We start from the raw sequence: 24,360 nt of genomic DNA, 5'->3' as shown, positions 1-24,360 counted from the left end.
ATATGGTACGAAATGCCGGTTTTGGGAAGGGTCGGCTCTTGTTGTCCCACCGTCATCTGTCCGTCATGGGGCAAAGGCATGACGGCCCGGTCACGATTCATCCAGCGGGGCCTCCCATGCATCGTCGTATCGCGCTCGGCGCACTTGCCGCCACCCTCCTGTCCGGAACGGCCCTCGAGGCCTCGGCGGCGGAGTATTTCGACCGGATCGCCAGTTTCCCGATCACCGCCAACCTTCCGAAGGACGCCGATCCGAAGAAGGGCACCGTCGCCGAGATCCTCTCGGCCAGCGAGGACGGCAAGCTCCTCGTCTATACGGACAGCCCCGGCGAGGCGATCGGCTTCATCGACATCACGGATCCGGCAAAGCCCGCCGCCGGCGGCCACCTGAAGGTCGGCGGCGAGCCGACATCCGTGAAGGTCGTGGGCGGCCGCGCCTTCGTGGCGGTGAACACCTCCGAGAGCTTCACCAAGCCGAGCGGCAAATTGGTGATGGTGGATCTCGCCAGGAAGTCCATCGCGGCGGAATGCGCATTGCCGGGACAGCCGGATTCGGTCGCCGCGCACGGTGAGGTCCTTGCCGTCGCGATCGAGAACGAGCGCGACGAGAAACTGAACGACGGCGCCCTGCCGCAGATGCCCGCCGGCTCCGTCGTGATCGGAGCCCTGAAAGGCGACGCCCTCGATTGCGCGGCCCTGAAAACCGTCACCATGACGGGTCTGGCAACCGTTGCCGGAGAGGATCCGGAGCCCGAGTTCGTCGACATCAACGAAGCCGGCAAGGTGGTCGTCACGCTCCAGGAGAACAACCACATCGCGGTGATCGATGGTCGTACGGGCCAGGTCGAGGCGCATTTCTCCGCCGGCGCGGTGGACCTCAAGACCATCGACACCAAGAAGGACGGGAAGATCGCGCTCACCGGCAGCATGAACGGCGTGCCGCGCGAGCCCGACGGTGTGCACTGGATCGACAATAACCGCTTCGTCACGGCCAACGAGGGTGACTGGAAGGGCGGCACCCGCGGCTTCACCATCTTCAACAAGGACGGCTCGGTCGCCTACGAGTCCGGCCCGAGCCTGGAGCATGAGATCGTCGCGCTCGGCCATTATCCGGAAAAGCGCGACAAGAAGGGCGTCGAAATCGAAGGTGTCGAGGTGGGCCGTTTCGGCAGCGACACGCTGCTGTTCGTCGGCTCCGAGCGGGCCTCCGTCGTGGGCGTTTATCGCGATACCGGCGCGGCCCCCGAGCTGGTGCAGGTTCTCCCGACCGGTATCGGCCCCGAGGGTTTGCTCGCCATCCCGTCGCGTCACCTGTTCGTCGCCACGAGCGAAACGGATCTGCGCGGCGATGGCGGCGTGGCTCCGCACGTGATGATCTACGAGCGCAAGGAGCGCGCGGCGCCTGCTTATCCGACGATCCGTTCCGCGAAGAGCGCGGATGGCCTGCCGATCGCCTGGGGCGCTCTGTCGGGCCTTGCCGCGGCCAAGACGCAGGCCGGTCAGCTCTATGCGGTGACTGACAGTTTCTACACCGCAGCGCCGCGCATTCTCACCATCGATGCGACCCGCAAGCCTGCGGCGATTACCGGTGAGATCCTGGTGACGCGCAGCGGCGCCGCGGCCGAGAAGCTCGATCTCGAAGGCATTGCTGTCGCGAGCGACGGCGGCTTCTGGCTCGCCTCGGAGGGCAACCTTGAAAAGGGCATGAAAAACCTGCTCCTGAAGGTCGATTCAAAGGGTGCGATCCAGGAGGAAATCACCCTGCCGTCGAGCCTCGAGGAGGGCGCGAAGAACTACGGCTACGAGGGCGTGACCGTCACCGGCTCGGGAGCCGACGAAACCGTCTGGCTCGCGGTGCAGCGGGAATGGGCGGACGACGGCAAGGGCTTCGTGAAGCTTCTCGCCTATACGCCCGCGACGAAAAGCTGGGGCGCCGTGCGCTACCCTCTCGACAAGGCGGAGGCCGGCTGGATCGGCCTGTCCGAGATTACCGCAGCCGGTGACCGGGTCATCATCATCGAGCGCGACAATCAGATCGCCGACAAGGCCCAGGTGAAGAAGCTCTATGCGGTGTCCCTTGCCGACATGAAGCCCGCACCGCTCGGCAGCGATCTGCCCGTCGTCAAGAAGACCGCTCTGCGCGATCTGCTGCCCGACCTGAAAGCCCCGAAAGGTTATGTGCTGGACAAGGTCGAAGGCTTCACGATCGATGCGGCGGGTGATGCGTATATCGTGACCGACAACGACGGCGTCGATAATTCCTCCGGCGAAACGCAGTTCGTCAAACTCGGAAAGATGTAGGCTTCAGGGAAGATCCAAATGCGAAACGGCGGCCTGAGGTTCAGGCCGCCGTTTCTTGTTTCTTCGCAGGACGGATCAGGCGGAAAACGCCGTGGGGCCTTTCAAATAGCGGGCCGTGCGCTCGATCCGCGCGCGCTCCTGATCGGCCGGATCGGACATGTCCCGTCCACGATCTTCGTGAACAAGCGGCGGGCTGTCATGAGATGGAGCAGGCACGGCCTGCAGAGAAGGTTCATCACCTTCTTCAAGGGGAGGGAGAGGCGAATGAGTGGTCATGACACGCTCCATGAATCGGCGCGGAGTCTTGATGGAATCCGTGTCCCAATTGCGGCGGCGGGACGTCAAAGAGCTGTCGAATTCCACCGATCACAGTATTCTTATCGACAGCCATGACGACGCCGGAACAGCGTCGTCAGGCCCGAGAAAGCGCTGCCGGTTGTCAGGAGCCCTTAGTCGGCTTCGCCGCAACTGCGTCCGAGGAGATTCAGGCCTTCGTCGAGAAGATCCCCGAGGTTCGGGATGCCGATCAGCCAATCCGCGGTCGACAGGGAGCTTGACGCTTCGCGCTCACGGGCAAGACGCAGCGCATCGGCCCATTCCTCCGGCTCCATATCGCCCCGCCCGATATAAACCAGGGCGATCAGATCGGCACGCTCGTCGTCGTTCAAACCTGCCACAACCTCTCGGATTTCCTCCTCGGTCATGTCGTCAGGGCTGGCGGCCAAGGCGTCGATGTTCCCATCGTCGATCGGGTTCGAGCCTGAGGCCGGGTCGGTTACGCCTTCCTTGACATCGATGGCCTTCGCGCGAGCGATCAGGCCGCAAACCTTGTCGATCCCGATATCGAGGGAGACGGATTGGGAAAAGTCTCTTTTCTGCGTCATGATGAGAAAACCCGGAAAAAGGGATTCGGTTCGACCGGTTCGGACGGGAGAATGCATCGAGGGCATCAAAGGAGCAGGTCCAGGCCGCCGGAGGGCTCGGAAGGACGGTCCCTGGAACTTCATCGGTTCTTCAGGCGAGCCGTGGTAAAGCGAACATAGTTCCACGCGATTCGGCCCTTCCATGTCCGGTTTAGAAATCCTCGGCTTTATCGCCGCCATCCTGACGACCGTCTGCTGGCTGCCACAGGCGTTCAGGACAATCCGGACCAAGGACACCAAGTCGTTGTCCCTTTTGACGCAAAGCGTCTTCACGCTAGGGGTCGCCCTCTGGCTGATCTATGGGATCCTGGCCGGGAATGCTCCGATCATCTTTGCGAATGCCGTCACGTTCATTCTGGTGGCGCTTATCCTCGCTATGAAGTTACGGTATGGATGAGGATATTCCGTTCCGGAGATCATGATGCGCCGGCTTTTCACGTCCGCCCTGCTCTGTGCCGCACTTCTGCTTGGATGGTCCGATGCGGCCTTCAGCCAGCGGGCTTCCCGCACGGGAGGCTCCAACCTCGCGCCGCATCAGTCCGGCCAGACGGACGTGTACATCCTGTCTTTCGGGTTGTGGGGCCCGCAAAGCGTCTTCGAGAGCGAGGCCAGGGGAGCCGCGCGAATCCTTGAGCAGCAGCTCGGGTCCAAGAATCGCACGATTGTCCTGTCCAACACCAAGCGCCGCTCGGGGGCGACGCCCGCCACCATGGTGGCGGCTGCGCAGGCGGCCGGCCATGCCCTCGATCCCGAGGAGGACGTTCTCGTGCTCGTGCTGACATCCCATGGAAGCCCGGACGGCATCGGGCTGGTTTCCCGCCGGGACGAGGGCATCGTGACGCCGGACAATGTCCGTGAACTCCTCAACGAGGGGCGGGCGCGCAACCGGGTGCTCATCGTCTCGGCCTGTTATTCGGGCGTCTTCGCAAAGGCGCTCGCGGACGAACGTACCCTCGTCATCACCGCCGCGGCCGCCGACCGACCGTCCTTCGGCTGCCAGGACGGGGCGACATGGACATATTTCGGCGATGCGTTCTTCAACAAGGCCCTGCGGACCGAGCCTCGCCTGAATCTGGCTTTCGAAAGAGCCAGGCAGCTCGTCACGGCCCGCGAAAAGCGAGAAGGGTTCGACCCCTCGAACCCGCAAATCGCCGGTGGGAACGCCGTGCTGGAACGCCTAAGGGCGCGTTGCGCCAGCCTTCAGCGGGCTTGCTGACGCTGAAACGTAAAATCGCCTTTCCGAAGCAACGTCCATTCAGGTTTCAACGGGGCTTGATGGCTGAAACGAAAAGGACCAACGGCACATGGTCCCTCCAACGCTTGAGCCAGAGATGCGCTGCGGAGACGTTTTCGTCCGGGCGGGGCTCGGCGGTTCTGATGCTCTGAAAACCCGTATCGCTTACTGAATTGATGTAGTCCGACAGCATCCTGGGAAATCGCGGCACGGTAAATTTCGGTACTTGCTCAGGGTCCGGGCGTTTGCTGAAGCGCCAGTGTTCCACGAAGGGCGCGTCGTCGAAGTAGCGGCCGACGCGCAAGCCCAGGTGAGTTCCCTCTTGATCGACCAGCCACTGGATCGCAGGCGTGACGAAGCAGGGATGCAGGACGCTGAAGCACAAGATGCCTCCGGGCTTCAGGACCCGGTAGACGGATCGCAACGCCGCGGGCAGGTCCGGTCCATCCATCAGAGCCATGGTCGAAAGCGCTACATCAAAGCAACCGTCGCTATATGCGCTCAGATCGGTAAAGGAGCCGATCCCGTAGGTGATGCCGAGCGGCTCCTCCGCTTCCTGGCTCCGAGCGTGGGCAATCATTTTTCCGGACAGGTCGATGCCGGTCATGCGGCCGCCGAGTCTGGCAAAGTGGCGGGTATTGGTGCCTTCGCCGCATCCGAGATCAATGACTTCACGATCGTTGAGGGGCGGGATGAAATCCAGAAATGCAGGAAAAGTGTAGAGATCACGATAAAGGTCGAAGCCTGCGCGGACGTCCTGCGTCCACCGCTCCGCATTCTCGTCCCATGCCTGGGCCACTGCGTTTTCGTCGAGAACAGTGTCGGTCATTCTCCCTCCCTAAAATTCTGGAGCAGCCCGGTCGCCGATGGCGCCGCCTGGATCGGAGTTCGGCAAGATAGGACGGGAAGCCGCTTGCGGAAAGAAGACCTACGTATCGTAACGGATTGCGACAAGTTGACCTTGAACCGGGTTCGTTTGGGGCAGCATTTTAGGGCAATGCCCTATTCTGCGACTTGACAGAGCCCTGGAGACGAATAGGGCAGGGCCTCCCGTCGGATTTTTTTTTAAGCCCCATGAATCCTTACATCGCTCCCATTGCCATGCTTTGCGCCTCGAACGTCTTCATGACGTTCGCCTGGTATGGACACCTGAAATATAAAACCTCCGCCCTCTGGATGGCGGTTCTGGTCAGCTGGGCCATTGCATTCTTCGAATACTGGCTGGCGGTACCGGCGAACCGCATCGGATCGTCGGTCTATTCGGCGGCGGAGCTGAAGACCATGCAGGAGGTCATCACCCTCCTGGTCTTCGCCGGCTTCTCCGTGCTCTATCTCAAGGAGCCGCTCGGATGGAACCATCTGGTCGGTTTCGCGCTCATCGCGGCCGGGGCATCCTTCATCTTTCGCGGATAGGCCGGCGTTTCGATCAGTCCGCGGGTTTGACGCGCAGGATCCGTCCATTGCCGGAATCGGTCAGCAGGTAGACGTACCCGTCCGGTCCCTGCCGGACGTCACGGATGCGCTCCCCGAGCTGGCGGAGCATGCGTTCTTCACCGGTTACCTGGTCACCGTTCGTTTCAAGGCGCGAGACCAGTTTTCCGGCCAGGGCGCCGACCAGGATGCTGCCACGCCAGGCCGGGAACTTGTCTCCCGTATAGAACGCCATTCCCGACGGTGCGATGGAGGGATCCCAGTAGTAAACGGGCTGCTCCATGCCCGCCTTCTTGGTGCCTTCGCCGATCTTCACGCCCGAGTAATCGACCCCGTAGGTGATGACAGGCCAACCATAATTGCGGCCCTTCCTGGGGATGTTGATCTCGTCGCCCCCGCGCGCCCCGTGCTCGGCGGTCCACAGTTCACCGGTCGAAGGATGAAGCGCCGCGCCTTGCACGTTGCGGTGGCCGATGGACCAGATCTCAGGGCGCGTCCCCTCGCGATTGAGAAAGGGATTGTCAGGTGCGGGTCCGCCTTCAGGGCGGATATGGATCACCTTGCCAAGATGATTGGCCGGATTCTGAGCTTGGTCCCGCAGATCGAAGCGGTCTCCGACCGTCACGAAAAGATTGCCGTTGCGGTCGAAGACGAGGCGGGAGCCGAAATGATTGCCGCCCGTATAGGCAGGCTCCTGTCGGAAGATCACCCGGGTATCGGCAAGAGCTTTCCCACTTTCGTCGAGACGCCCGCGCATGACGCTCGTCCCCGCCTGGCCGTCTCCCCGATCCTCCGCAAAGCTCAGGTAGACGAGGCGGTTGCCGGCGAAATTGGGATCAAGGGCGACATCGAGCAGGCCCCCCTGACCGCGCGTGGCCAGACGGGGCATGCCGCCAATCGGGTCCGAGAGATTTCCATCCGCCGAAACGATCCGCAGGCGGCCCGGGCGCTCTGTGACGAGCATCCGGTTGTCTGGCAGGAACGCCAGGCTCCAGGGATTTGAAAGGCCCTTGGCAACCGTTTCGACGACAACCTCCACCTTGTCGGTGCGCAGGCGCTGGGTGTCTTGGGAGAAGGCCGGTGAAGCACCGAACGCGATGGCGATGGCGAGGGCGGGAAAAAGGCGGTGGGTCATCGGGCTCTCCATCATTCCGGACAAGGCGGAGAGCTAGCCGTTTCTATGGCGCCGTCAACCGGCGCGATCATCACGCCCGCGTTATTGGGGCAGCATCATTTGCGGAGCGATCGGCCCATGGTCAGAGAGCGCGGTCGTGGTCGTCGCCATGACCGAAATCGTTGCAAGTCCCATCAGCATGACAAGGGCCAGCGAGAACCGGCTCTGCTGCCGCGCGTCGATCCTCTGGGTGCGTGACGCAACGTGGTAGGTGTGGGTCCTGCGGGTGGTATGCATGGTGGTTTTCCCCATGTACTGAACAGTTGTTGCAGGAAAAACCTGTTTGAATCGAGAAAGTTCCGGCCGTTAACCAAAAGGTTGCTTCCGCAATATCGGGTAAGTACTGGAATTAACTATTTGTTAACCTTTCAGGCCTCGGTGGGTCGCTTACGATCACGGATTCCGCCGAGCGCTTGCTCGGGCCGTGGAAGACCGCCTCGATGTTGTTGCCGTCCGGATCGAACGCGAACGCGCCATAATAGCCGGGGTGATAAGGGCGCTCTCCCGGTCCGCCGTTGTCGCGGCCCCCGTGAGCCAAGGCAGCGACATGAAAGGCTTTGACCGTCTCGATATCCGATGCCTGAAACGCCAAGTGAACCTTGGAGACCGGCCCGTCGGCCCTGTCGACCCAGAGTTCGTCGCTCGCGAAGTGCTCGGCACTCTCGGAGGTGAAGTCCCGCCCAACGGCCCGCAGGACGGCCCGGTAGAAACGCCGGCTCTTCTCCAGATCGGCGACACGCAGATGAACGTGATCGATCAGGCGCCCCTTGTGAGTCTCCATGCAGCGCTCCTCCATGAACCGGAGCGACGTAGGGCGCCTCGGCCGGACAGGGAGGGGCGCCAACAAAAAATGGCCGGGACGAAGCCCGGCCATGAAAGGCGATGCGGCGGGTATCAGTTCGGTTCGACCGTCTTGATATTGGCTGCCTTGATGACATCGGACCAGGTTTGGATCTCCTTGGCGAGGTAGGGCTTGAAAGCCTCCGGATCGCGCACGTTGAGGGTAAATCCGAGTTTGGTGATCCGCTCCTTCACATCGGGCTTCTTCAGGATCGCGATGATCGTCGTCGACAGCTTGTCGAGAATGGGCTTCGGGGTTTTCACCGGTGCGAAGAAGGCTGCCCAGGACTCGGCATCCGCATCCGTGATGCCCTGCTCGCGCAGGGTCGGCACGTCCGGCGCCTGAGGGTTGCGCTGCGGGCTGGCCAAGCCGATGGCGCGCATCTGGCCCGCCTGGAACTGCGCGAGGACGCTCGGCAGCGTCGAGTTCGACACATCGATGCGCCCGGCCATCAATTCCGTCACGAGCGGAGCCGCGCCACGGAAGGGGACATGGGTCATCTTGATCCCGGTGCGCACCATGAAGAGTTCCGTCGCCAGGTGCGAGCCGGATCCGACGCCGGTGGAGCCGTAATTCAGCTTGCCCGGATCCTTCTTGGCGAGAGCGATCAGTTCGGGAATCGTCTTCACCGGCAGGTCGTTGCTCACCACGAACACATGCTCGAACGCGCCGGCGCCCGCGAGCGGCGCGAAATCCTTGATCGCGTCGTAGCCCGGCTCCTTGAGCAGGAACATGTTGTTCCCGTGTGTCTGGTTGTTGCCGAAGACGATCGTGTAGCCGTCGGGTTCGGCCTTGGCGACAGTGCGGGTGCCGACCGCCCCGGAGGCGCCGGCAAGATTCTCGACGATCACGTTCTGGCCGAGATCCTTACCCATCTCCTCGGCGACGATGCGAGCGATGACGTCCGTGGGCCCGCCCGCCGGATAGGGTACAACCATCTTGATGACGCGAGCCGGAAAGTCCTGAGCCATGGCGGAGGTGGCAAGAAACGTCGCACCGGCAAAAAAGCCAAGCGCAAGGCGGCGGGTCAGGGAAAAGCTCATCGGCGGGAAGTCTCCTTAAAAACCCACGGCAGGTGGGCTGTTTTGCTTGATTGAGCGGCCTAGGCGGACTACGGTCCGCGGCCGTCAACGCTCCCTTCTAACGCCCCGACCGGAGGATTCCCATGGGCTTTTTGTCTGACGCCCTTTCCCGCATCAAGCCGTCTGCGACCATCGTCATCACGCAGAAAGCGCGGGACCTGAAAGCCCAGGGCCGGGACGTGATCAGCCTCTCCGTGGGCGAGCCGGATTTCGATACCCCGGACAATATCAAGGAAGCTGCCATCGCGGCGATCCGTCGGGGTGAGACGAAATATACCCCGGTTTCCGGAATCGTTCCCCTGCGGGAAGCCATCGCCCGCAAGTTCAAGCGGGAGAACGGCCTCGACTACAAGCCGTCCCAGACCATCGTGTCCACGGGCGGCAAGCAGGTCATCTACAACGCGCTCCTCGCGACCCTGAATCCGGGCGACGAGGTCATCATCCCGGCCCCGTACTGGGTCTCGTATCCGGAAATGGTCGGCCTTTGCGGCGGCAAGCCCGTGTTCGTCGACACGACCATGGCGCACAACTTCAAGCTCCAGCCGGAGCCTCTGGAGCGGGCGATTACCCCCCGGACCAAGTGGATCATCCTCAACTCGCCCTCGAATCCGACCGGAGCGGCCTATACGCGCGCGGAAATGAAGGCGATCACCGACGTGCTGATGCGCCACCCGCATGTCTGGGTCCTCACCGACGACATGTACGAACACCTGACCTATGGTGATTTCGAGTTCGTGACTCCCGCGCAGGTCGAGCCCGGGCTTTACGACCGCACCCTGACCATGAACGGGGTGTCCAAGGCCTATGCCATGACCGGCTGGCGTATCGGCTATGCCGCGGGCCCCGAGCACCTGATCAAGGCCATGGATTTCGTGCAGGGCCAGCAGACCTCCGGCGCCGCCTCCATCTCGCAATGGGCGGCTGTGGAGGCCCTGGATGGTCCGCAGGACCATCTGCCGCGCTTCAAGAAGGCTTTCGAGGAACGTCGCGATCTGGTCGTGTCGATGCTCAACCAGTCGAAGTACCTTAAGTGCCCGATGCCCGAAGGCGCGTTCTACGTCTATCCGTCCTGCGCCGAAGCGATCGGGAAGACCGCGCCGTCCGGCAAACTTCTCCAGACGGACGAGGACTTCGTCTCCGAACTCCTCGAGACGGAAGGCGTTGCGGCCGTTCACGGTTCCGCGTTCGGCCTTGGACCGAACTTACGCATCTCCTATGCCACGTCGAGCGCGGCTCTGGAGGATGCCTGCAACCGCATTCAGCGCTTCTGCGGATCCCTGCGGTGACAAACCTGCCTCGGACATTCCACCCGGATCCCGAGGCTCCTCCCTATCGCCTCGATCAACGCTCGCCCTATCGGGTGAAGTCGGACTTCCGTGTCGACTTCACCAATGGCGGCCACATCGAGGCGAAGGACTTCATCTTCGACATCGAGGGCGACCACGTCACGCCCGAGCGCTTGGCCGAGATGATCGTTTCGGCCTTGAACCTGCTCCGGGCCGGGCCCGTCACGATTTCATCCATGCAGATCGTCCGCCGCGGAGAGCACCAGGACAGGGATCCGGCTGCCGTCCCGAACCCCGTGGAGGGGTAGGCCCGAAGCCTCGGGAACCATGTTCCCCCTCACGCCGTTGATCGCCTGGTAAAGCCAAGCTTTAGGAGATCACGATGCTTCGCGCCGTTTCATCCGTCGCAGCCCTCGCGCTGATCGCCTCGATCGGTGTCACGGAGGCGCAAGCCCAGAGCCGCATCCGGGCTGGAGTTCTGACCTGCAACGTTTCCGGGGGGATCGGTCTCATCCTGGGATCCCAGAAAGCGACGGCTTGCACGTTCCGCCCCCGTCGCGGCCCGGCCGAGCGCTACGTGGGCGTCATTCGCCGGTTCGGCCTCGATATCGGCGCGACACGCCGCGGCGTCATCACCTGGGCGGTCTTTTCCGGGGGACGTCCCGGACCGGGTTCCCTGGCCGGCAACTATGTGGGAGCAACAGCCGAGGCAACGATCGGCGCGGGGCTCGGGGCGAACGTGCTCGTCGGCGGCTTCAATCGCAATATCGCCCTTCAACCTGTCTCCGTCGGCGGGCAGACGGGCCTCAATTTCGCTCTCGGAGTAGGCGATCTGGAGCTGCGTCCGGGACGTTAGCGCCACGCCATTGTCGGTTTTCCGCGGCCGGGTCGATGCCCGGCCGTTTGCTTTTTGCGACCAGAACCAGTCGGATGACGGCCGATAAATCCCTTGCCAAGGCCGATGGAGAGGCAGAGCATCGGGCATAACGCGGCCGAGAAGAGCGCGAAGCTGACGGGGGCAGGAAGGAAACTGTCATGGCACCCAACGGCAGAGAAACAAAGGGCCCACGATGCATCGCCATCGTCGGCCCGTTTCAAAGCGGTAAGACGACTCTCCTCGAGGCGATCCTGGAGCGAACCGGCGCGATCGGCCGATCGGGTCGGGTGACGAACGGAGACAGCGTCGGAGACGCAAGCCCGGAAGCCCGCGCTCATGCCATGAGCATCGAGCCGAATGTGGCGACCGTGTCCTTCCTCGGCGAGACCATGACTTTCGTGGATTGCCCCGGCTCGACCGAGTTCCTGCATGAAATGCGCAATGTGGCACCGGTCTGCGATGCGGCAATCGTCGTGTGCGAAGCGGACGAGCGCAAGATCCCGGCCCTGCAGATCATCCTGCGCGAGCTTGAAGAGGCCGATATTCCGCGCTTCCTTTTCATCAACAAGATCGATACGGCGAGCCGCAGGATCCGCGAGACGCTCGCCCTGCTGCAGCAAGCGTCACGCACTCCGCTTCTCCTGCGCCAGATTCCCATCTGGAAGGACGGCATCGCGGTCGGCTTCATCGACCTCGCCCTGGAGCGCGCCTTCATCTATCGCGAGCATGCCCCCAGCGAAATCGTCGACATGCCCGACGGCGAGACCCTGCGGGAGCGGGAAGCGCGCTTTGCCATGCTGGAGCGCCTGGCGGACTACGATGACTCGCTGATGGAGGATCTGATTTCAGAAATCGAGCCGCCGCGGGACCGTGTCTTCGACGATCTGGCCCGGGAGCTCAAGGACCAGCATGTGCTGCCGGCCTTTATCGGCGCGGCCGAACGTGGCAACGGCGTCACGCGTCTTCTCAAGGCGTTGCGCCATGAAGCGCCCGGCATTGACGATACCTGCGCTCGCCTGGGCCTCGCGAAGGAAGGTCCACCCCTCGCTCAGATCATGAAGACCCTGCATCTCGGGCAGGGAGGCAAGATGTCCGTGGCGCGCGTTCTGCGCGGCGAGTTTCATGAAGGCGATACGGTTATCGGGTCGCGTGGCGGCGAGTCCCGTATCGGTTCGCTGCTGTCTCTCATGGGCGCGGCCACGACCCGTAAGGATACCGCTGTGGCGGGCGAGACTCTGGGCTTCGGGCGCCTTGAGGAGCTGGCGACGGCGGATTGCTTCAGCACCGGGCGGAATCGTCCGGAAGCCATCCTGTCGGTCGCCCCGCCGGAGCCTGTTTATTCGTTCGCGATCCGCGTAAAGGACAGGAAGGACGATGTGCGCCTGACGGGCGCGCTCGCGAAGATCGCCGAGGAGGATCCATCGCTCGTCATCGACAACAGGCCGGAGATCGGGGAAATCCGGCTCCTGGGCCAGGGCGAAATGCATCTGCGGGTCGCGGTCGAAAAGCTCGCTTCCCGATTCCAGGTCGGCGTCGAGACGAGCAGGCCGCGTATCTCCTATTGCGAAACGATCCGTGCTCCGGCGTCCGCGCGGGGACGGCATCGCAAGCAGACGGGCGGTCATGGCCAGTTCGGCGACGTGATGATCGAGGTCCACCCGCTTCCACGAGGGGAGGGGTTCGCGTTCCAGGACAAGATCACGGGCGGCGTGGTTCCGCGGCAGTACATCCCGTCGGTCGAGACCGGGGCGAGGGATGCCATACGGTGCGGCCCGCTGGGGTTCCCGGTGGTTGATCTTGCGGTGACGCTGACGGACGGTTCGTACCACACGGTCGATTCCTCGGACGCGGCTTTCCAGGCGGCCGCGAAGCTCGCCCTCGCGGAGGCCCTGCCGAAGGCGAAGCCCGTTCTGCTGGAACCGGTCCTGTCCGTCGAAATCACGATCCCGACCGAAGCCCTGTCCAAGGCGACGGGGCTTGTCACATCCCGCCGGGGACAGATCCTCGGCTATGACGCCCGACCAGGCTGGTCCGGCTGGGACGTGATCAACGCGACCATCCCCGAGGCCGAGATCGGCGACCTGATTGTCGAACTTCGCTCCGCGACCTCGGGGGTCGGAACATTCTCGACCCGATTCGATCATATGGCCGAACTCAGTGGCAAACCGGCCGAGCAGGTCATGCAGAAGGCGCATTGAAGCGGGGTCTTGCGGACGACCAAGCCAACGGCCGGAGAAATCCGGCCGTTTTTGCGTTCCGTCTCAAGGGTTCCTCAGGATTTGCCGCACCCGGCACGGCAGGAAGGCGGCGCCCCATCGACAAAGAGACCTCGCCACGCCAAGTTAGGTGGCAACGGAGACGAGTGTCTCCCCGGAAACAGCCGCATCGAAGCGGAGGAAACACGAATGAACGCCACGATACCGGCCCCCGTCCTGGCGGGCGCGGCCGATCCAGCCGCACTCAAACCCTGGCTGGAGCACTATCCGTCGAAGATCCCACCGACTATCGACGAGGCGAAGGTCGGCACGCTGGTCGACATGTTTCACGCCGGCGTGGCACAGTACGGTGACCGTTACGCGGCGGAGAGCTTTGGTACGCGCGTGACCTACGCGGACCTCGCGCGCGCGGTTGACGCCGTCGCGTCCTGGCTCCAGGCCCAGGGCCTGCAAAAGGGCGACCGGGTTGCCATCATGCTGCCGAATGTCATGGCTTATCCGGCCATCCTGTTCGGCATCCTGATTGCCGGCGGCACGGTGGTGAACGTCAATCCGCTCTACACGGCCCGTGAATTCGCGCACCAGACGAAGGACGCCGGGGCACGGTTTCTGTTCGTGCTCGAGAATTTCGCCGCGACCGTCCAGGAAACGCTGTCCGAACTGCAGCTCGAGCGCGTGGTGCTCGTGACGCCGGGCGATCTGCTCGGGCCAAAGGGCCTCATCGTCAATTTCGTGTCGCGGCACATCAAGAAGGCCGTCCCGTCCTTCGACCTGCCGAAGGCGACGCCTTTTAAGCGGGTGCTTGCCGAGGGCAGGGCGCGCCCCGCGGCTCCGGTCACGATCACGCCGGATGATATCGCCTTCCTGCAATATACAGGTGGCACGACCGGTATCGCGAAGGGCGCCGTGCTGCTCCACCGCAACGTGGCGGCGAACGTGCTGCAATGCGAAGCGTGGATGCGTCCTTTCTTCGGCGAGCGCAACGATCATGTGATGGTCGCCGCATTGCCGCTTTATCACATCTTCGGGCTGACCGTGTGCGGCCTGCTGATGATGCGGATCGGCGGCTGCCAGCTCCTGATCGCCAACCCGCGGGACATTTCCGGTTTCGTGAAGACGCTGAAGTCCCGCCCCATCACGCTCATGTCCGGCGTCAATACGTTGTACAACGCGCTGGCGAACGCCCCTGGCATCGAGCAGGTGGACTTCTCGCAGCTCGTCTTTGCCGTATCGGGCGGAATGGCGACGCAGGCGGCCGTGGCCAAGAAGTGGAAGGAAGTGACGGGACAACCGATCGTCGAGGGCTACGGGCTGTCGGAGACCTCGCCGGTGGTCTGTGCCAATCGGCTCGACATCGAGGAGTTCACCGGCACGATCGGATACCCGATTCCTTCGACGCAAATCTCCATTCGCTCAAGCGAGGGCGTCCCCGTTGCGCAGGGTGAGCGCGGCGAGTTGTGCGTGAAGGGTCCGCAGGTCATGGCCGGATATTGGAAACGTCCGGACGAGACCGCGAAAGTCATGACATCGGACGGCTTTTTTCGCACGGGCGATGTGGCGGTCCTGCAGGCCGACGGACAGGTAAGGATCGTCGACCGCATGAAGGATATGATCCTCGTCTCAGGCTTCAATGTTTATCCCAACGAGGTCGAGGACATCCTCAGTCAGCATCCGGGCGTGATGGAAGCTGCTGTCATCGGTCTGCCCGATGAGCATTCGGGCGAGATCGTTGCGGCTTACGTGGTCCGGAAAGATCCGTCTCTCACGGCAGAGGCGCTGCGCCAGTTCGCACGAGATAATCTCACGGCCTACAAGGTTCCGAGGCGAGTCGAATTCCGTGAGACGCTGCCGAAGTCGAATGTCGGAAAAGTGCTGCGCCGTGTGCTGAAGGACGATGTGACGGGCGCGGGATAATTCGCATCTCAATATGCGGACAAGGCAAAAAAAAGCCGGGCACGAAGCCCGGCTAAAGTGAGGTCCGACAAATGTCGAAAACCTTCCAGAGGGAACGGCCGACACGGCAGCGCTGGGAGGAAGAAAGCGATGCCGCGTTGAAATCAGCCACTGCTCATATCGACTGCAACGCGCTCTTTTGCAATGCAGCATGCCTCATAAAAGGGCTGCACTCTATGCATGGCTAGTGTCGTCAAGCTGACAAAATTGGCCGGAGCCATTCAGCTTGGCTGAAGAATTGCGTTGAAAAACAACGCGCGACGGCGGCTTCGCGCCGTCAGGAGCGAGCGCACAGATCCGAGAGTGGAAGTTTAAAATGGAAAGCGGTCGCTAAAGTCGATCCGCCGTACTCAGTAAGTCCAACGCTGGGCTTTGCTGATGAGGAAGTCGCGGAACGCCTGAACGCGCGCCACGGAGCGCATTTCCTCCGCATACACGAGATAGCTGTCGAGCGAAGGCATTTCCACGTCGCGGAGGATCTGTGTGAGGTGCGGATTGCCGACAACGACGTAATCGGGCAGCACGGCGATCCCAGCTCCCGTCTCCACCGCGTAGCGAAGGGCCGTGATGTTGTTTACGACGTAATGATATTGCCTCGGTTCCTGGCCTTCGCGGCCCGCTGTCGAGAGCCAGTGCACGGACATCAGGTAGGAAGGCTCCTGGCCGCCGAAGGAGACGATCCGGTGCTTGTCGAGATCTTCCAGGGTTTTCGGTTCGCCGAAGCGCTTGAGATAGTCGTTCGAGGCGTAGACGTGAAAGTGGATCGTGAACAGGCGCCGCTGGATCAGGTCGGGCTGGGCCGGTCGGCGAAGGCGGATCGCCACGTCGGCCTCCCGCATGGCGAGATCGAGCTCCTCGTTGTTGAGGATGAGCTCGACGCGCACGTCCGGGTACAGATCCAGGAATTCCGCGATGCGCTGCGCCAGCCAGATCGAGCCGAGGCCGACGGTGGTGGTCACCTTCAGGACCCCTGAAGGGCGCTCACTGGTCTCGACGAGCCGCGCCTTGGTGGTCTCCAGACGCATCCGCATATCGCGGGCCGCCCGGAAGAGAAGATCTCCCTGCTCCGTCAGGATCAGGCCGCGGGCGTGACGGTGGAACAGGGGAGCCTTCAGCTCGCGCTCCAGGGCGCTGATCTGCCGGCTGACGGCGGATTGGCTGAGACCGAGATCGTCGCCGGCCCGCGTGAAGCTCCCCGCTTCCGCGACCGTGTAGAAAATCCGGATCTTGTCCCAATCCACGGCGTTCCCCTGGTGTCCCGGCTCCGATTAGGCCGGGTTTCTTATCTCTTACCAGCTTCGGCCGGACGCAATAGGAATTCGGGCCGAAGACTCACCAATTCTTGTTATGAAATCATTCAGCGGCCTGCTGAGTGACCTCAAGGGCCGCCAGATAACGCTCGGATTCCAGCGCCGCCATGCAGCCCATTCCCGCCGCCGTGACGGCTTGGCGGAAGACGTCGTCCGCCACGTCGCCGGCCGCGAAGACGCCGGGAACGTTCGTGGCCGTGGAGCCCGGCTTGGTCAGGAGATAGCCTCCCGGCTTCATGTCGAGCTGGCCGGCGAACAGTTCGGTGGAGGGCTTATGGCCGATGGCGATGAAGACCCCATCGGTCCTGTGCTCGGTCATCTGGCCGGACACGAGGTTCTTGAGCTTCACGTGGGTGACCGAAAGGGGGGCGTGCGTGCCGCAGATCTCCTCGACCGCCGTATTCCAGATCACCTCGATATTGGGTTGCTTGAACAGCCGGTCCTGCAGGATGCGCTCGGCCCGGAAGGAATCGCGCCGGTGCACGAGCGTCACCTTCTTGGCCAGATGGGACAGATAAAGCGCCTCTTCGACCGCCGTATTGCCGCCGCCGACCACCACGACTTCCTTGCCGCGGAAGAAGAAGCCGTCACAGGTGGCGCAGGCCGAGACGCCGAAGCCCTGGAACTGCGCTTCCGTCGGCAGACCGAGCCACTTGGCCTGCGCTCCGGTGGCAATGATCAGGGCGTCACAGGTGTAAACATCGCCGGAATCGCCCTCGATCCGGAACGGACGGCTGTTCAGGTCGACCTTCACGATGTGGTCCGATACCATCTTGGTGCCCACATGCTCGGCCTGCAGGCGCATCTGCTCCATGAGCCAGGGGCCCTGGATCACATCGGCGAAGCCGGGATAATTCTCCACATCGGTGGTGATCATCAGCTGGCCGCCGGGCTGGAAGCCCGAGATCAGCACGGGCTCCAGAAGGGCGCGCGCCGCGTAGATCGCCGCCGTATAGCCCGCAGGCCCAGAGCCGATGATGATGAGCTTGGCGTGGGATTGGGCCATCAGGAATTCTCCAGTGCGAAGGCCGCGTCGGGGAAGCCGAGAGCGCGGCGGTGGCGAGCCAGGTCTTCGGCGATGGCCCGCGCGATCAAAGGTGTTGAATTTAGCGGTTCGTAAGGGCTGCCTTCAAGACGCCCCTCGAAGACATGCACAATTCCCTTGGCCTTAAGCTCATCGAGGAAGGTGCGCAACTTGGGATGCCCGCCTTCCGGCTCGAAGACGAGGATGGGAACGCCCGTCACCGCAGCCTCGCCGACCATGTTGAAGGAATCGGCCGTGACGACGATGGCGTCCGAGAGGGCGAGCAGGGCCACGAAGGGATTCTCGCCGGTTCCGTCCCAGAAAAAGCCCCCATGACGGCGTGTGAGATCCGCCAGCGCCTCGCGAAGGGCAGGGGGGGTGCGCCGGGAGGCCGTGATCATCAGACCGGCGCCGGTCCCGGCGAGGCGCTCGAGGTCGGCGGCGAAGCGCCGGACATCCTCCGGTCCAAAGCGGTGATGGCGGCTGCTCCCGCCAACCAGGATGCCCACCCGGGGACGGAGCAGGGCGGCCAACCGAGGATCAGGCTCCGCCCTCGCCATCGCCAGGCGCTCCGCCGAAACCCGGTGGGGAGGGGTGAGCGTATTGAGAACGTTGGCCCCCCGAATCCGGTCATAGGAGGGAGCCCAGATGAAGTCGGCCGCCTTCGGTCCGATCCTCGGGTCCTTCAGGAACACCGTGTAGGTCCGTCCGCCGGAGGCGTGCTTGATGAACCGCAGATAGGGCACGGAACGTCGCCCGGAGCCGATCAGAACATCGGGAAACGGGGGAACGATGGGGCTGTTGTGCCGCCCCGGGCGCTCTTGTGGGTCGATCAGCCCCCAAGGCATCAGCCAGCTGAAAGGGGCGCGCGGGCGGACGCGGCGAATCTCCGGAGAAAGGCCCAGAGCGTCCGCGACGCTTAGCGCCTGCATCTCGTCGCCGGCCTTGCCGTCGGTCAAAACCCAGGAGGTGAGGCCGGCATCACGCAACATTCGATCATTGTGCCTGTGGAGTTCATGAAGTTCGTTGCGACTTAATCGCCCGACCTTCTTGTGCAGACCCTCTACAACGTCTACTCAGCCGATACGAGCCTTTCCCGGAGGTAATGTGCGCGGACGCCTCGATTCCATAGACTGGGCCATCCTGAAAGAACTGCAGGCCGACGGCAGCATCACGAATGTGGAGCTGGCTCGCCGTGTCGGCCTGTCGGCACCGCCATGCCTGCGCCGGGTGCGCGCGCTGGAGGCCGCAGGAGTCATCAAGGCCTATCGGGCGATGCTCGACCCCAAGCAGTTGGGCTTCGAGATCGTCTGCTTCGCCATGGTTCAGCTCGATGTTCAGGGCAAGAAGGAGCTTCTGGAGTTCGAGCAGCGCATCAAGGACTGGACCATGGTCCGGGAATGCTGGACCCTGTCGGGGGATATCGACTTCATCATGAAGTGCGTGGCCCCCAATCTCGCGGCATTTCAGGGCCTCGTGTCCGAGCTCACGAGCCTGCCGAACGTCCGTAACGTCCGCACGGCCCTGACCCTCGACCTGATCAAGGACGAGCCGCTCGTGCCCATCGAGGACGTGGTCGAAGCCGGTTCCTAAAACCATCCTAGCGCCGTCATTCCGGGGCGAGCATGAGCGAGAGCCCGGAACCCACATCCGCTCATGTCCTCGGACAAGGAGCCATGGCATCCGCGCACTCCCTTCGGAAACCTCACCGTTTATGGGTTCCGGGCCCGCACCGGAGGTGCGTCCCGGAATGACGGTACCGCTCTGTCATTCCGGGGCGAGCATCAGCGAGAGCCCGGAACCCATAAACGCCAACGTCCCTGGATCGGGAGCCATGGCATCCGTTGCGTTCTCTTCTGGTACCCTCAGCGTTTATGGGTTCCGGGCTCGCCTGCGGCGCCCCGGAATGACAAGGGTGCGTTATCATTCTAGGCCGCTAAGCGGAGCCCGGAACCGATAACCACGACCTTCCACGATAAGGCGTTACGGCAGCCGCTCCGCGCCGTCGCGGAACGACGATATCCCGAAGACGGCCCTAGCTGATCAACTGCCGGCGCAGCCATCGAACATAATGGCTGGCGATTTCAACGGCCCGGCCGGGCTCATCAGGGGTGGTGGGCGTTCTGTTGACGTCCAGCACCGCGAGCTGAGGGTGGCGGGCCAGGATCTCTCCCCGCGCGCCGACGGCCAGGGCTTCGCCGTCGAGGGAGTCGCTGCCGCCGCTACTGCCCCCGCCGCCGTGGCGCCAATGGCCGCCGCCGCTGGTGAAGGGTGTCTGGAACAATCCGGTCAGGCGCACCACCAGGCGAGGGCCGCGCGGATCAAAACGGTCGCCGAAGGAGGCCCGCAGCTGATCGAGCGTCGCCGCGGCCAAAAGGTCCGCGAAGGGGCCGAGACCTTTCGCCTTCAGCACGCTCACGTCGACCGCAAACGATGAAAAGTACTGGGGAAACGGTTGCGTCGCACCGAACAACTGAGCGCGAGCGGGACCGGTCGCCAAGCCGGCCAGGCCGGCGGTGAGACCAGTGAGGAAAGATCGGCGGGACAGAGGGAGCATGGTCATGTCTTCCACGAAATGCCCCCTCCTGAACATAGGTCAGCCGAAGCGGACGCCCACGACTTCGTAGGATTTTCCGCCGCCGGGGGTCGTGACCTCGACCGTATCGCCGACGGTCTTCCCCATAAGGGCCCGGGCAATCGGAGAGGAGATGGAAACGCGACCCGAGCGCACGTCCGCCTCAGGATCGCCGACGATCTGGTAGGTCTTTTCCTCTTCCGTGTCCTCGTCGACGAGCTTCACCGTGGCGCCGAACTTGATCCTGTCGCCGGACAGCTTGGCGATGTCGATCACTTCCGCACGGGAAATCAGGCTTTCGAGTTCAAGGATGCGGCCCTCGTTGAGGGATTGAGCTTCCTTCGCCGCATGATACTCGGCGTTTTCCGACAGGTCGCCCAGGGCGCGGGCTTCCGAAATCGCCTGGATGATCCGAGGGCGTTCGACCTGCTGCCGGTGCTTGAGCTCTTCCTCGAGCGCCGCAAAACCCTTGATCGTCAGAGGGACCTTGTCCATCATTCGTCTCGTCTAAAAAGAGGTGCGAGGCCGCCGTTGCCGACGCCCTCGCTCATCAACGAAAACTTCCTTGAAGCTTCGCAGTTCCGATTGTAGGCCCGTCTTCAGGCAAAGTAATCCTGAAGTGCCCGGACCTCGAGATCGCCGCCGAGATAGGCCTTGATGCCCTCGGCCGCAGCGATCGCTCCTGCAAGAGTGGTGTAGTAGGGCACCTTATGCAAGAGGGCAGCCTGCCGAAGGCTGCGGGAATCGGAAAGGGCGCCGGCCCCTTCCGTGGTATTGAAAACCAGCTGAATGTCACCGTTCTTGATGGCATCCACCACGTGCGGACGACCCTCAAGAACCTTGTTGATGCGGGTCGCCTTGACGCCGTTCTCCTCAAGAAACTTCTGCGTGCCCCCGGTGGCGACCACCTGGAAGCCGATCTCCTGAAGCATCTGGATGGTCGGCAGGATTCGCGCCTTGTCCGAGTCGCGGACGGAAACGAAGACGGTTCCCGTCTTCGGCACCTGGCTTCCGGCGCCGAGCTGGCTCTTCGCGAAGGCCACGCCAAAGCCCCGGTCGAGGCCGATCACTTCGCCGGTGGAGCGCATTTCCGGGCCGAGGAGCACGTCGACGCCCGGGAAGCGGGCGAAGGGGAAGACGGCTTCCTTGACGCCGATATGCGGCAGTTCCTTGGGCGCAAGCCCGAACGTGGCAAGGCTTTCGCCGGCCATGATGCGCGCCGCGATCTTGGCGATCGGCTCGCCGATGACCTTGGCGACGAAAGGCACGGTCCGCGAGGCGCGGGGGTTGACCTCCAGAACGTAGATGTCCCCGTCCTTGATGGCGTATTGCACGTTCATCAGGCCGCCCACGTCGAGGGCGAGGGCGAGGGCCTTGGTCTGGCGCTCAAGCTCCGCGAGGAGGTCCGGCCCCAGCGAGCGCGGGGGCAGCGAGCAGGCGGAATCGCCCGAATGGATGCCGGCCTCCTCGATGTGCTCCATGATTCCGGCGATGAACACATCCTTGCCGTCGCAGAGGCAGTCCACGTCCACCTCGATGGCATCGGACAGATAGCGGTCGAACAGCAGGGGGTTCTTGCCCAGAACCGTGTTGATCTGGCCGGTCTTGTCGTTGGGGTAGCGCGCCTTGATGTCGGAGGGGATCAGGCTCGGCAGGGTACCGAGGAGATAGTCCTCGAACTGGGTCTCGTCACGGATGATCGCCATGGCGCGTCCGCCGAGCACATAGGAAGGGCGCACCACGAAGGGCAGGCCGAGATCGGTAGCGATCAGGCGCGCCTGCTCCACCGAATAGGCGATGCCGTTCTTCGGTTGCTTGAGGTGGAGCTTGTCGAGAAGCCGCTTGAAGCGGTCGCGGTCCTCCGCGAGGTCGATCGCATCGGGGGAGGTGCCGAGAATCGGCACGTCCGCCTCTTCGAGGGCGCGGGCGAGTTTCAAGGGCGTCTGGCCGCCGAACTGCACGATGACCCCGTGAAGGGTGCCGTTCTGACGCTCGGTTTCGATAATTTCGAGCACGTCTTCCTGGGTGAGGGGTTCGAAATAAAGCCGGTCGGACGTGTCGTAGTCCGTGGAGACCGTTTCCGGATTGCAGTTGACCATGATGGTCTCGTAGCCCGCGTCCTTGAGGGCAAAGCACGCATGGCAGCAGCAATAATCGAACTCGATGCCCTGGCCGATGCGGTTCGGGCCGCCGCCGAGAATGATCACCTTCTTCGACGCGGACGGATAGGCCTCATCGGCCGGCTGGCCTGCGAAGGGCGTCGTATAGGTCGAGTACATGTAGGCGGTCGGGGAGGCGAACTCGGCCGCGCAGGTATCGATGCGCTTGAAGACCGGGCGCACATTCAGGGAGCGCCGGAGATTGCGCACCTCGGCTTCCGTCTTGCCGGAAAGGACGGCGAGGCGGGCATCCGAGAAGCCCATGCTCTTCAGCTGGCGGAACGCTCCGGGAGTTTGCGGCAGGCCGTGCGCCTTCACCTTGGCTTCAAGGTCGACGATCGCCTGGAGCTGTTCCAGGAACCATCGGTCGATCTTGCAGCTCTCGTAGACCTCGTCGTGGCTGACGCCGAGGCGCAGGGCCTGGGCCACTTTCAGCAGCCGGTCCGGGGTCGGCGTGCCGAGGGCGGCCTTGATGGCGTTCTTGTCGTCTCCCTTGCCGAGACCCTCGATCTCGATCTCGTCGAGACCCGTGAGGCCCGTTTCCAGCGAACGCAGGGCCTTCTGGAGCGATTCCGGCAGAGTACGGCCGATGGCCATGGCCTCGCCCACGGACTTCATGGCGGTGGTGAGGGTCGGCTCCGCACCGGGGAATTTCTCGAAGGCGAAGCGCGGAATCTTGGTGACCACGTAGTCGATGGTCGGCTCGAAGGAGGCCGGCGTCGCGCCGCCGGTGATGTCGTTGGCGATCTCGTCGAGAGTGTAGCCGACGGCGAGCTTCGCGGCGACCTTGGCGATGGGGAAGCCCGTGGCCTTCGAGGCCAGAGCCGAGGAGCGCGACACGCGCGGGTTCATCTCGATCACGATCATGCGCCCGTTTTGCGGATTGACCGCGAACTGGACGTTCGACCCACCGGTCTCGACACCGATCTCGCGCAGCACCGCCAGGGAGGCGTCGCGCATGATCTGATATTCCTTGTCGGTCAGGGTGAGGGCGGGGGCGACCGTGATGCTGTCGCCCGTGTGCACGCCCATCGGGTCGATGTTCTCGATGGAGCAGACGATGATGCAGTTGTCCGCCTTATCGCGGACGACTTCCATCTCGTATTCCTTCCAGCCGAGCACGCTTTCCTCGATCAGCACCTCGTTGGTCGGGGAGGCGTCGAGGCCGCGCTCGACGATGTCGAGGAATTCGTCGCGGTTGTAGGCGATGCCGCCGCCCGTGCCGCCCATGGTGAAGGACGGGCGAAGAATCGCCGGCAGACCCACTTCGGCCAGCGCCAGGAGAGCCTCGCCCATGGCGTGCTCCTGATAGCGCTTCCGGCGGTCGTTCTCTCCGGCATCCCACTTCAGCTTGTAGGCGGCGATCATCCGCTTCTTGTCGCCCGGGTGCATGTCGAGGGCTTCCATGCGAGCGAGTTCGGCCAGATAGGCGTCGCGGTCGGCCTTCTTGAGAGCCGAGGCGTTGGCGAGCCTGGATTTAGGCGTGTCCAGGCCGATCTTCGTCATGGCCTCGCGGAAAAGCTGGCGGTCCTCCGCCTTGTCGATGGCCTCCGCGGTGGCGCCGATCATCTCGACGCCGAACTTCTCAAGCACGCCCATCTTCTTGAGGGACAGGGCGCAGTTGAGCGCCGTCTGGCCTCCCATGGTCGGGAGCAGGGCGTCCGGGCGCTCCTTCTCGATGATCTTCGCAACGATCTCCGGCGTGATCGGCTCCACGTAGGTGGCGTCCGCGAGGTCCGGATCGGTCATGATCGTCGCCGGATTGGAATTCACCAGGACGATTCGGTAGCCTTCCTCCTTCAGGGCCTTGCAGGCCTGGGTCCCCGAGTAATCGAACTCACAAGCCTGCCCGATGATGATCGGACCTGCGCCGATGATGAGGATGGAGGAGATGTCAGTCCGCTTCGGCATATGGCACCCAGGCGTATCCAGCCGCGCGGCCGCATGATGCGGCGCTTTCAAGCGCAGCTGGCAC

At 63.2% G+C, this 24,360-nt stretch carries 23 protein-coding genes; 10 read left to right on the top strand and 13 right to left on the bottom strand.

Going from position 1 to position 24,360, the window contains the following annotated elements; all coding sequences use genetic code 11:
- Positions 1–116 precede the first annotated feature (116 nt).
- Positions 117–2,300, top strand: coding sequence for an esterase-like activity of phytase family protein (locus tag LJD17_RS13435; RefSeq protein WP_227384691.1), 2,184 nt, complete (start codon positions 117–119; stop codon positions 2,298–2,300).
- Positions 2,301–2,375: 75 nt separating this feature from the next.
- Here LJD17_RS13435 and LJD17_RS13430 read toward each other — a convergent pair whose 3' ends face one another.
- Together LJD17_RS13430 and LJD17_RS13425 are read right to left on the bottom strand one after the other, a co-directional pair.
- Complete coding sequence (locus LJD17_RS13430; protein ID WP_227384690.1) at positions 2,376–2,576, bottom strand: hypothetical protein; 201 nt, start codon at positions 2,574–2,576, stop codon at positions 2,376–2,378.
- 173 nt (positions 2,577–2,749) lie between these two features.
- Complete coding sequence (locus LJD17_RS13425) at positions 2,750–3,184, bottom strand: DUF3775 domain-containing protein (RefSeq protein ID WP_227384689.1); 435 nt, start codon at positions 3,182–3,184, stop codon at positions 2,750–2,752.
- Positions 3,185–3,365: 181 nt separating this feature from the next.
- Here LJD17_RS13425 and LJD17_RS13420 point away from each other — a divergent pair, with 181 nt between their 5' ends.
- Positions 3,366–3,620 carry a SemiSWEET transporter gene (locus LJD17_RS13420; protein WP_227384688.1) on the top strand — a complete coding sequence of 85 codons (255 nt, stop codon included), beginning with the start codon at positions 3,366–3,368 and terminating at the stop codon, positions 3,618–3,620.
- A gap of 21 nt (positions 3,621–3,641) precedes the next feature.
- On the top strand, positions 3,642–4,439 hold the full coding sequence (locus LJD17_RS13415) for a C13 family peptidase (RefSeq protein ID WP_227384687.1): 798 nt from the start codon (positions 3,642–3,644) through the stop codon (positions 4,437–4,439).
- A gap of 46 nt (positions 4,440–4,485) precedes the next feature.
- Here the strand turns inward: LJD17_RS13415 and LJD17_RS13410 are convergent, their stop codons facing one another.
- On the bottom strand, positions 4,486–5,286 hold the full coding sequence (locus LJD17_RS13410; RefSeq protein WP_227384686.1) for a class I SAM-dependent methyltransferase: 801 nt from the start codon (positions 5,284–5,286) through the stop codon (positions 4,486–4,488).
- Positions 5,287–5,531: 245 nt separating this feature from the next.
- On the opposite strand from LJD17_RS13410, the gene LJD17_RS13405 reads away from it, so the two are divergent.
- Complete coding sequence (locus LJD17_RS13405) at positions 5,532–5,870, top strand: DMT family protein (protein ID WP_227384685.1); 339 nt, start codon at positions 5,532–5,534, stop codon at positions 5,868–5,870.
- A gap of 13 nt (positions 5,871–5,883) precedes the next feature.
- Here the strand turns inward: LJD17_RS13405 and LJD17_RS13400 are convergent, their stop codons facing one another.
- From LJD17_RS13400 to LJD17_RS13385, 4 genes are all read right to left on the bottom strand, one after another.
- Entirely contained in the window at positions 5,884–7,023 is a 1,140-nt protein-coding gene (locus LJD17_RS13400; protein WP_227384684.1) for a PQQ-dependent sugar dehydrogenase, read from the bottom strand.
- 81 nt (positions 7,024–7,104) lie between these two features.
- Positions 7,105–7,299: a hypothetical protein gene (locus tag LJD17_RS13395; RefSeq protein WP_227384683.1), complete on the bottom strand. Its 195-nt coding sequence runs from the start codon at positions 7,297–7,299 to the stop codon at positions 7,105–7,107.
- A gap of 112 nt (positions 7,300–7,411) precedes the next feature.
- Positions 7,412–7,843 (bottom strand): VOC family protein, encoded by a 432-nt coding sequence (locus LJD17_RS13390; RefSeq protein WP_227384682.1) that lies wholly within the window; start codon positions 7,841–7,843, stop codon positions 7,412–7,414.
- A 113-nt stretch (positions 7,844–7,956) separates the two neighbouring features.
- The gene (locus tag LJD17_RS13385; RefSeq protein WP_227384681.1) at positions 7,957–8,946 is read right to left on the bottom strand and encodes a Bug family tripartite tricarboxylate transporter substrate binding protein; all 990 of its coding nucleotides are present in this window, start codon (positions 8,944–8,946) and stop codon (positions 7,957–7,959) included.
- A 122-nt stretch (positions 8,947–9,068) separates the two neighbouring features.
- Between LJD17_RS13385 and LJD17_RS13380 the strand changes: the two genes are divergently transcribed.
- The 5 genes from LJD17_RS13380 (at position 9,069) to LJD17_RS13360 (ending at position 15,278) form a co-directional block, all read left to right on the top strand.
- A complete protein-coding gene (locus LJD17_RS13380) occupies positions 9,069–10,271 on the top strand; it encodes a pyridoxal phosphate-dependent aminotransferase (RefSeq protein ID WP_227384680.1) in 1,203 nt (400 codons plus the stop codon).
- A complete protein-coding gene (locus tag LJD17_RS13375; protein ID WP_227384679.1) occupies positions 10,268–10,579 on the top strand; it encodes a hypothetical protein in 312 nt (103 codons plus the stop codon). The genes LJD17_RS13380 and LJD17_RS13375 overlap by 4 nt, the downstream gene beginning before the upstream one ends.
- Positions 10,580–10,653: 74 nt before the next feature.
- Complete coding sequence (locus LJD17_RS13370) at positions 10,654–11,127, top strand: DUF992 domain-containing protein (RefSeq protein WP_227384678.1); 474 nt, start codon at positions 10,654–10,656, stop codon at positions 11,125–11,127.
- Between the two features lie 179 nt (positions 11,128–11,306).
- Positions 11,307–13,346, top strand: coding sequence for an elongation factor G (locus LJD17_RS13365; protein ID WP_227384677.1), 2,040 nt, complete (start codon positions 11,307–11,309; stop codon positions 13,344–13,346).
- A gap of 207 nt (positions 13,347–13,553) precedes the next feature.
- Positions 13,554–15,278, top strand: coding sequence for an AMP-binding protein (locus LJD17_RS13360; protein ID WP_227384676.1), 1,725 nt, complete (start codon positions 13,554–13,556; stop codon positions 15,276–15,278).
- 389 nt (positions 15,279–15,667) lie between these two features.
- Here LJD17_RS13360 and LJD17_RS13355 read toward each other — a convergent pair whose 3' ends face one another.
- The 3 genes from LJD17_RS13355 to LJD17_RS13345 all read right to left on the bottom strand — a co-directional run bounded on the left by LJD17_RS13355 (position 15,668) and on the right by LJD17_RS13345 (position 18,643).
- Positions 15,668–16,558, bottom strand: coding sequence for a LysR family transcriptional regulator (locus LJD17_RS13355; protein ID WP_227384675.1), 891 nt, complete (start codon positions 16,556–16,558; stop codon positions 15,668–15,670).
- A 112-nt stretch (positions 16,559–16,670) separates the two neighbouring features.
- Positions 16,671–17,633, bottom strand: a complete 963-nt coding sequence (gene trxB / locus LJD17_RS13350; protein WP_227384674.1) for a thioredoxin-disulfide reductase — start codon at positions 17,631–17,633, stop codon at positions 16,671–16,673.
- On the bottom strand, positions 17,633–18,643 hold the full coding sequence (locus tag LJD17_RS13345) for a mitochondrial fission ELM1 family protein (protein WP_227384673.1): 1,011 nt from the start codon (positions 18,641–18,643) through the stop codon (positions 17,633–17,635). Before LJD17_RS13345 ends, trxB begins: the two co-directional genes overlap by 1 nt.
- Positions 18,644–18,758: 115 nt before the next feature.
- Here LJD17_RS13345 and LJD17_RS13340 point away from each other — a divergent pair, with 115 nt between their 5' ends.
- Positions 18,759–19,244: an Lrp/AsnC family transcriptional regulator gene (locus LJD17_RS13340; RefSeq protein WP_227384672.1), complete on the top strand. Its 486-nt coding sequence runs from the start codon at positions 18,759–18,761 to the stop codon at positions 19,242–19,244.
- Positions 19,245–19,686: 442 nt separating this feature from the next.
- On the opposite strand, the gene LJD17_RS13335 is transcribed toward LJD17_RS13340, so the two are convergent.
- The 3 genes from LJD17_RS13335 to carB form a co-directional block, all read right to left on the bottom strand.
- The gene (locus LJD17_RS13335) at positions 19,687–20,214 is read right to left on the bottom strand and encodes a twin-arginine translocation signal domain-containing protein (protein WP_227384671.1); all 528 of its coding nucleotides are present in this window, start codon (positions 20,212–20,214) and stop codon (positions 19,687–19,689) included.
- Positions 20,215–20,247: 33 nt separating this feature from the next.
- Entirely contained in the window at positions 20,248–20,721 is a 474-nt protein-coding gene (gene greA, locus LJD17_RS13330) for a transcription elongation factor GreA (protein ID WP_227384790.1), read from the bottom strand.
- Between the two features lie 104 nt (positions 20,722–20,825).
- Complete coding sequence (carB, locus tag LJD17_RS13325; protein ID WP_227384670.1) at positions 20,826–24,296, bottom strand: carbamoyl-phosphate synthase large subunit; 3,471 nt, start codon at positions 24,294–24,296, stop codon at positions 20,826–20,828.
- Positions 24,297–24,360: the final 64 nt, after the last annotated feature.

The sequence above is a fragment of the Microvirga rosea genome (assembly GCF_020595095.1).
In the GTDB taxonomy this organism is placed as follows: domain Bacteria; phylum Pseudomonadota; class Alphaproteobacteria; order Rhizobiales; family Beijerinckiaceae; genus Microvirga; species Microvirga rosea.
Note: the sequence above shows the minus strand (reverse complement) of the source record. Positions and strands in the feature narration are given on the sequence as shown.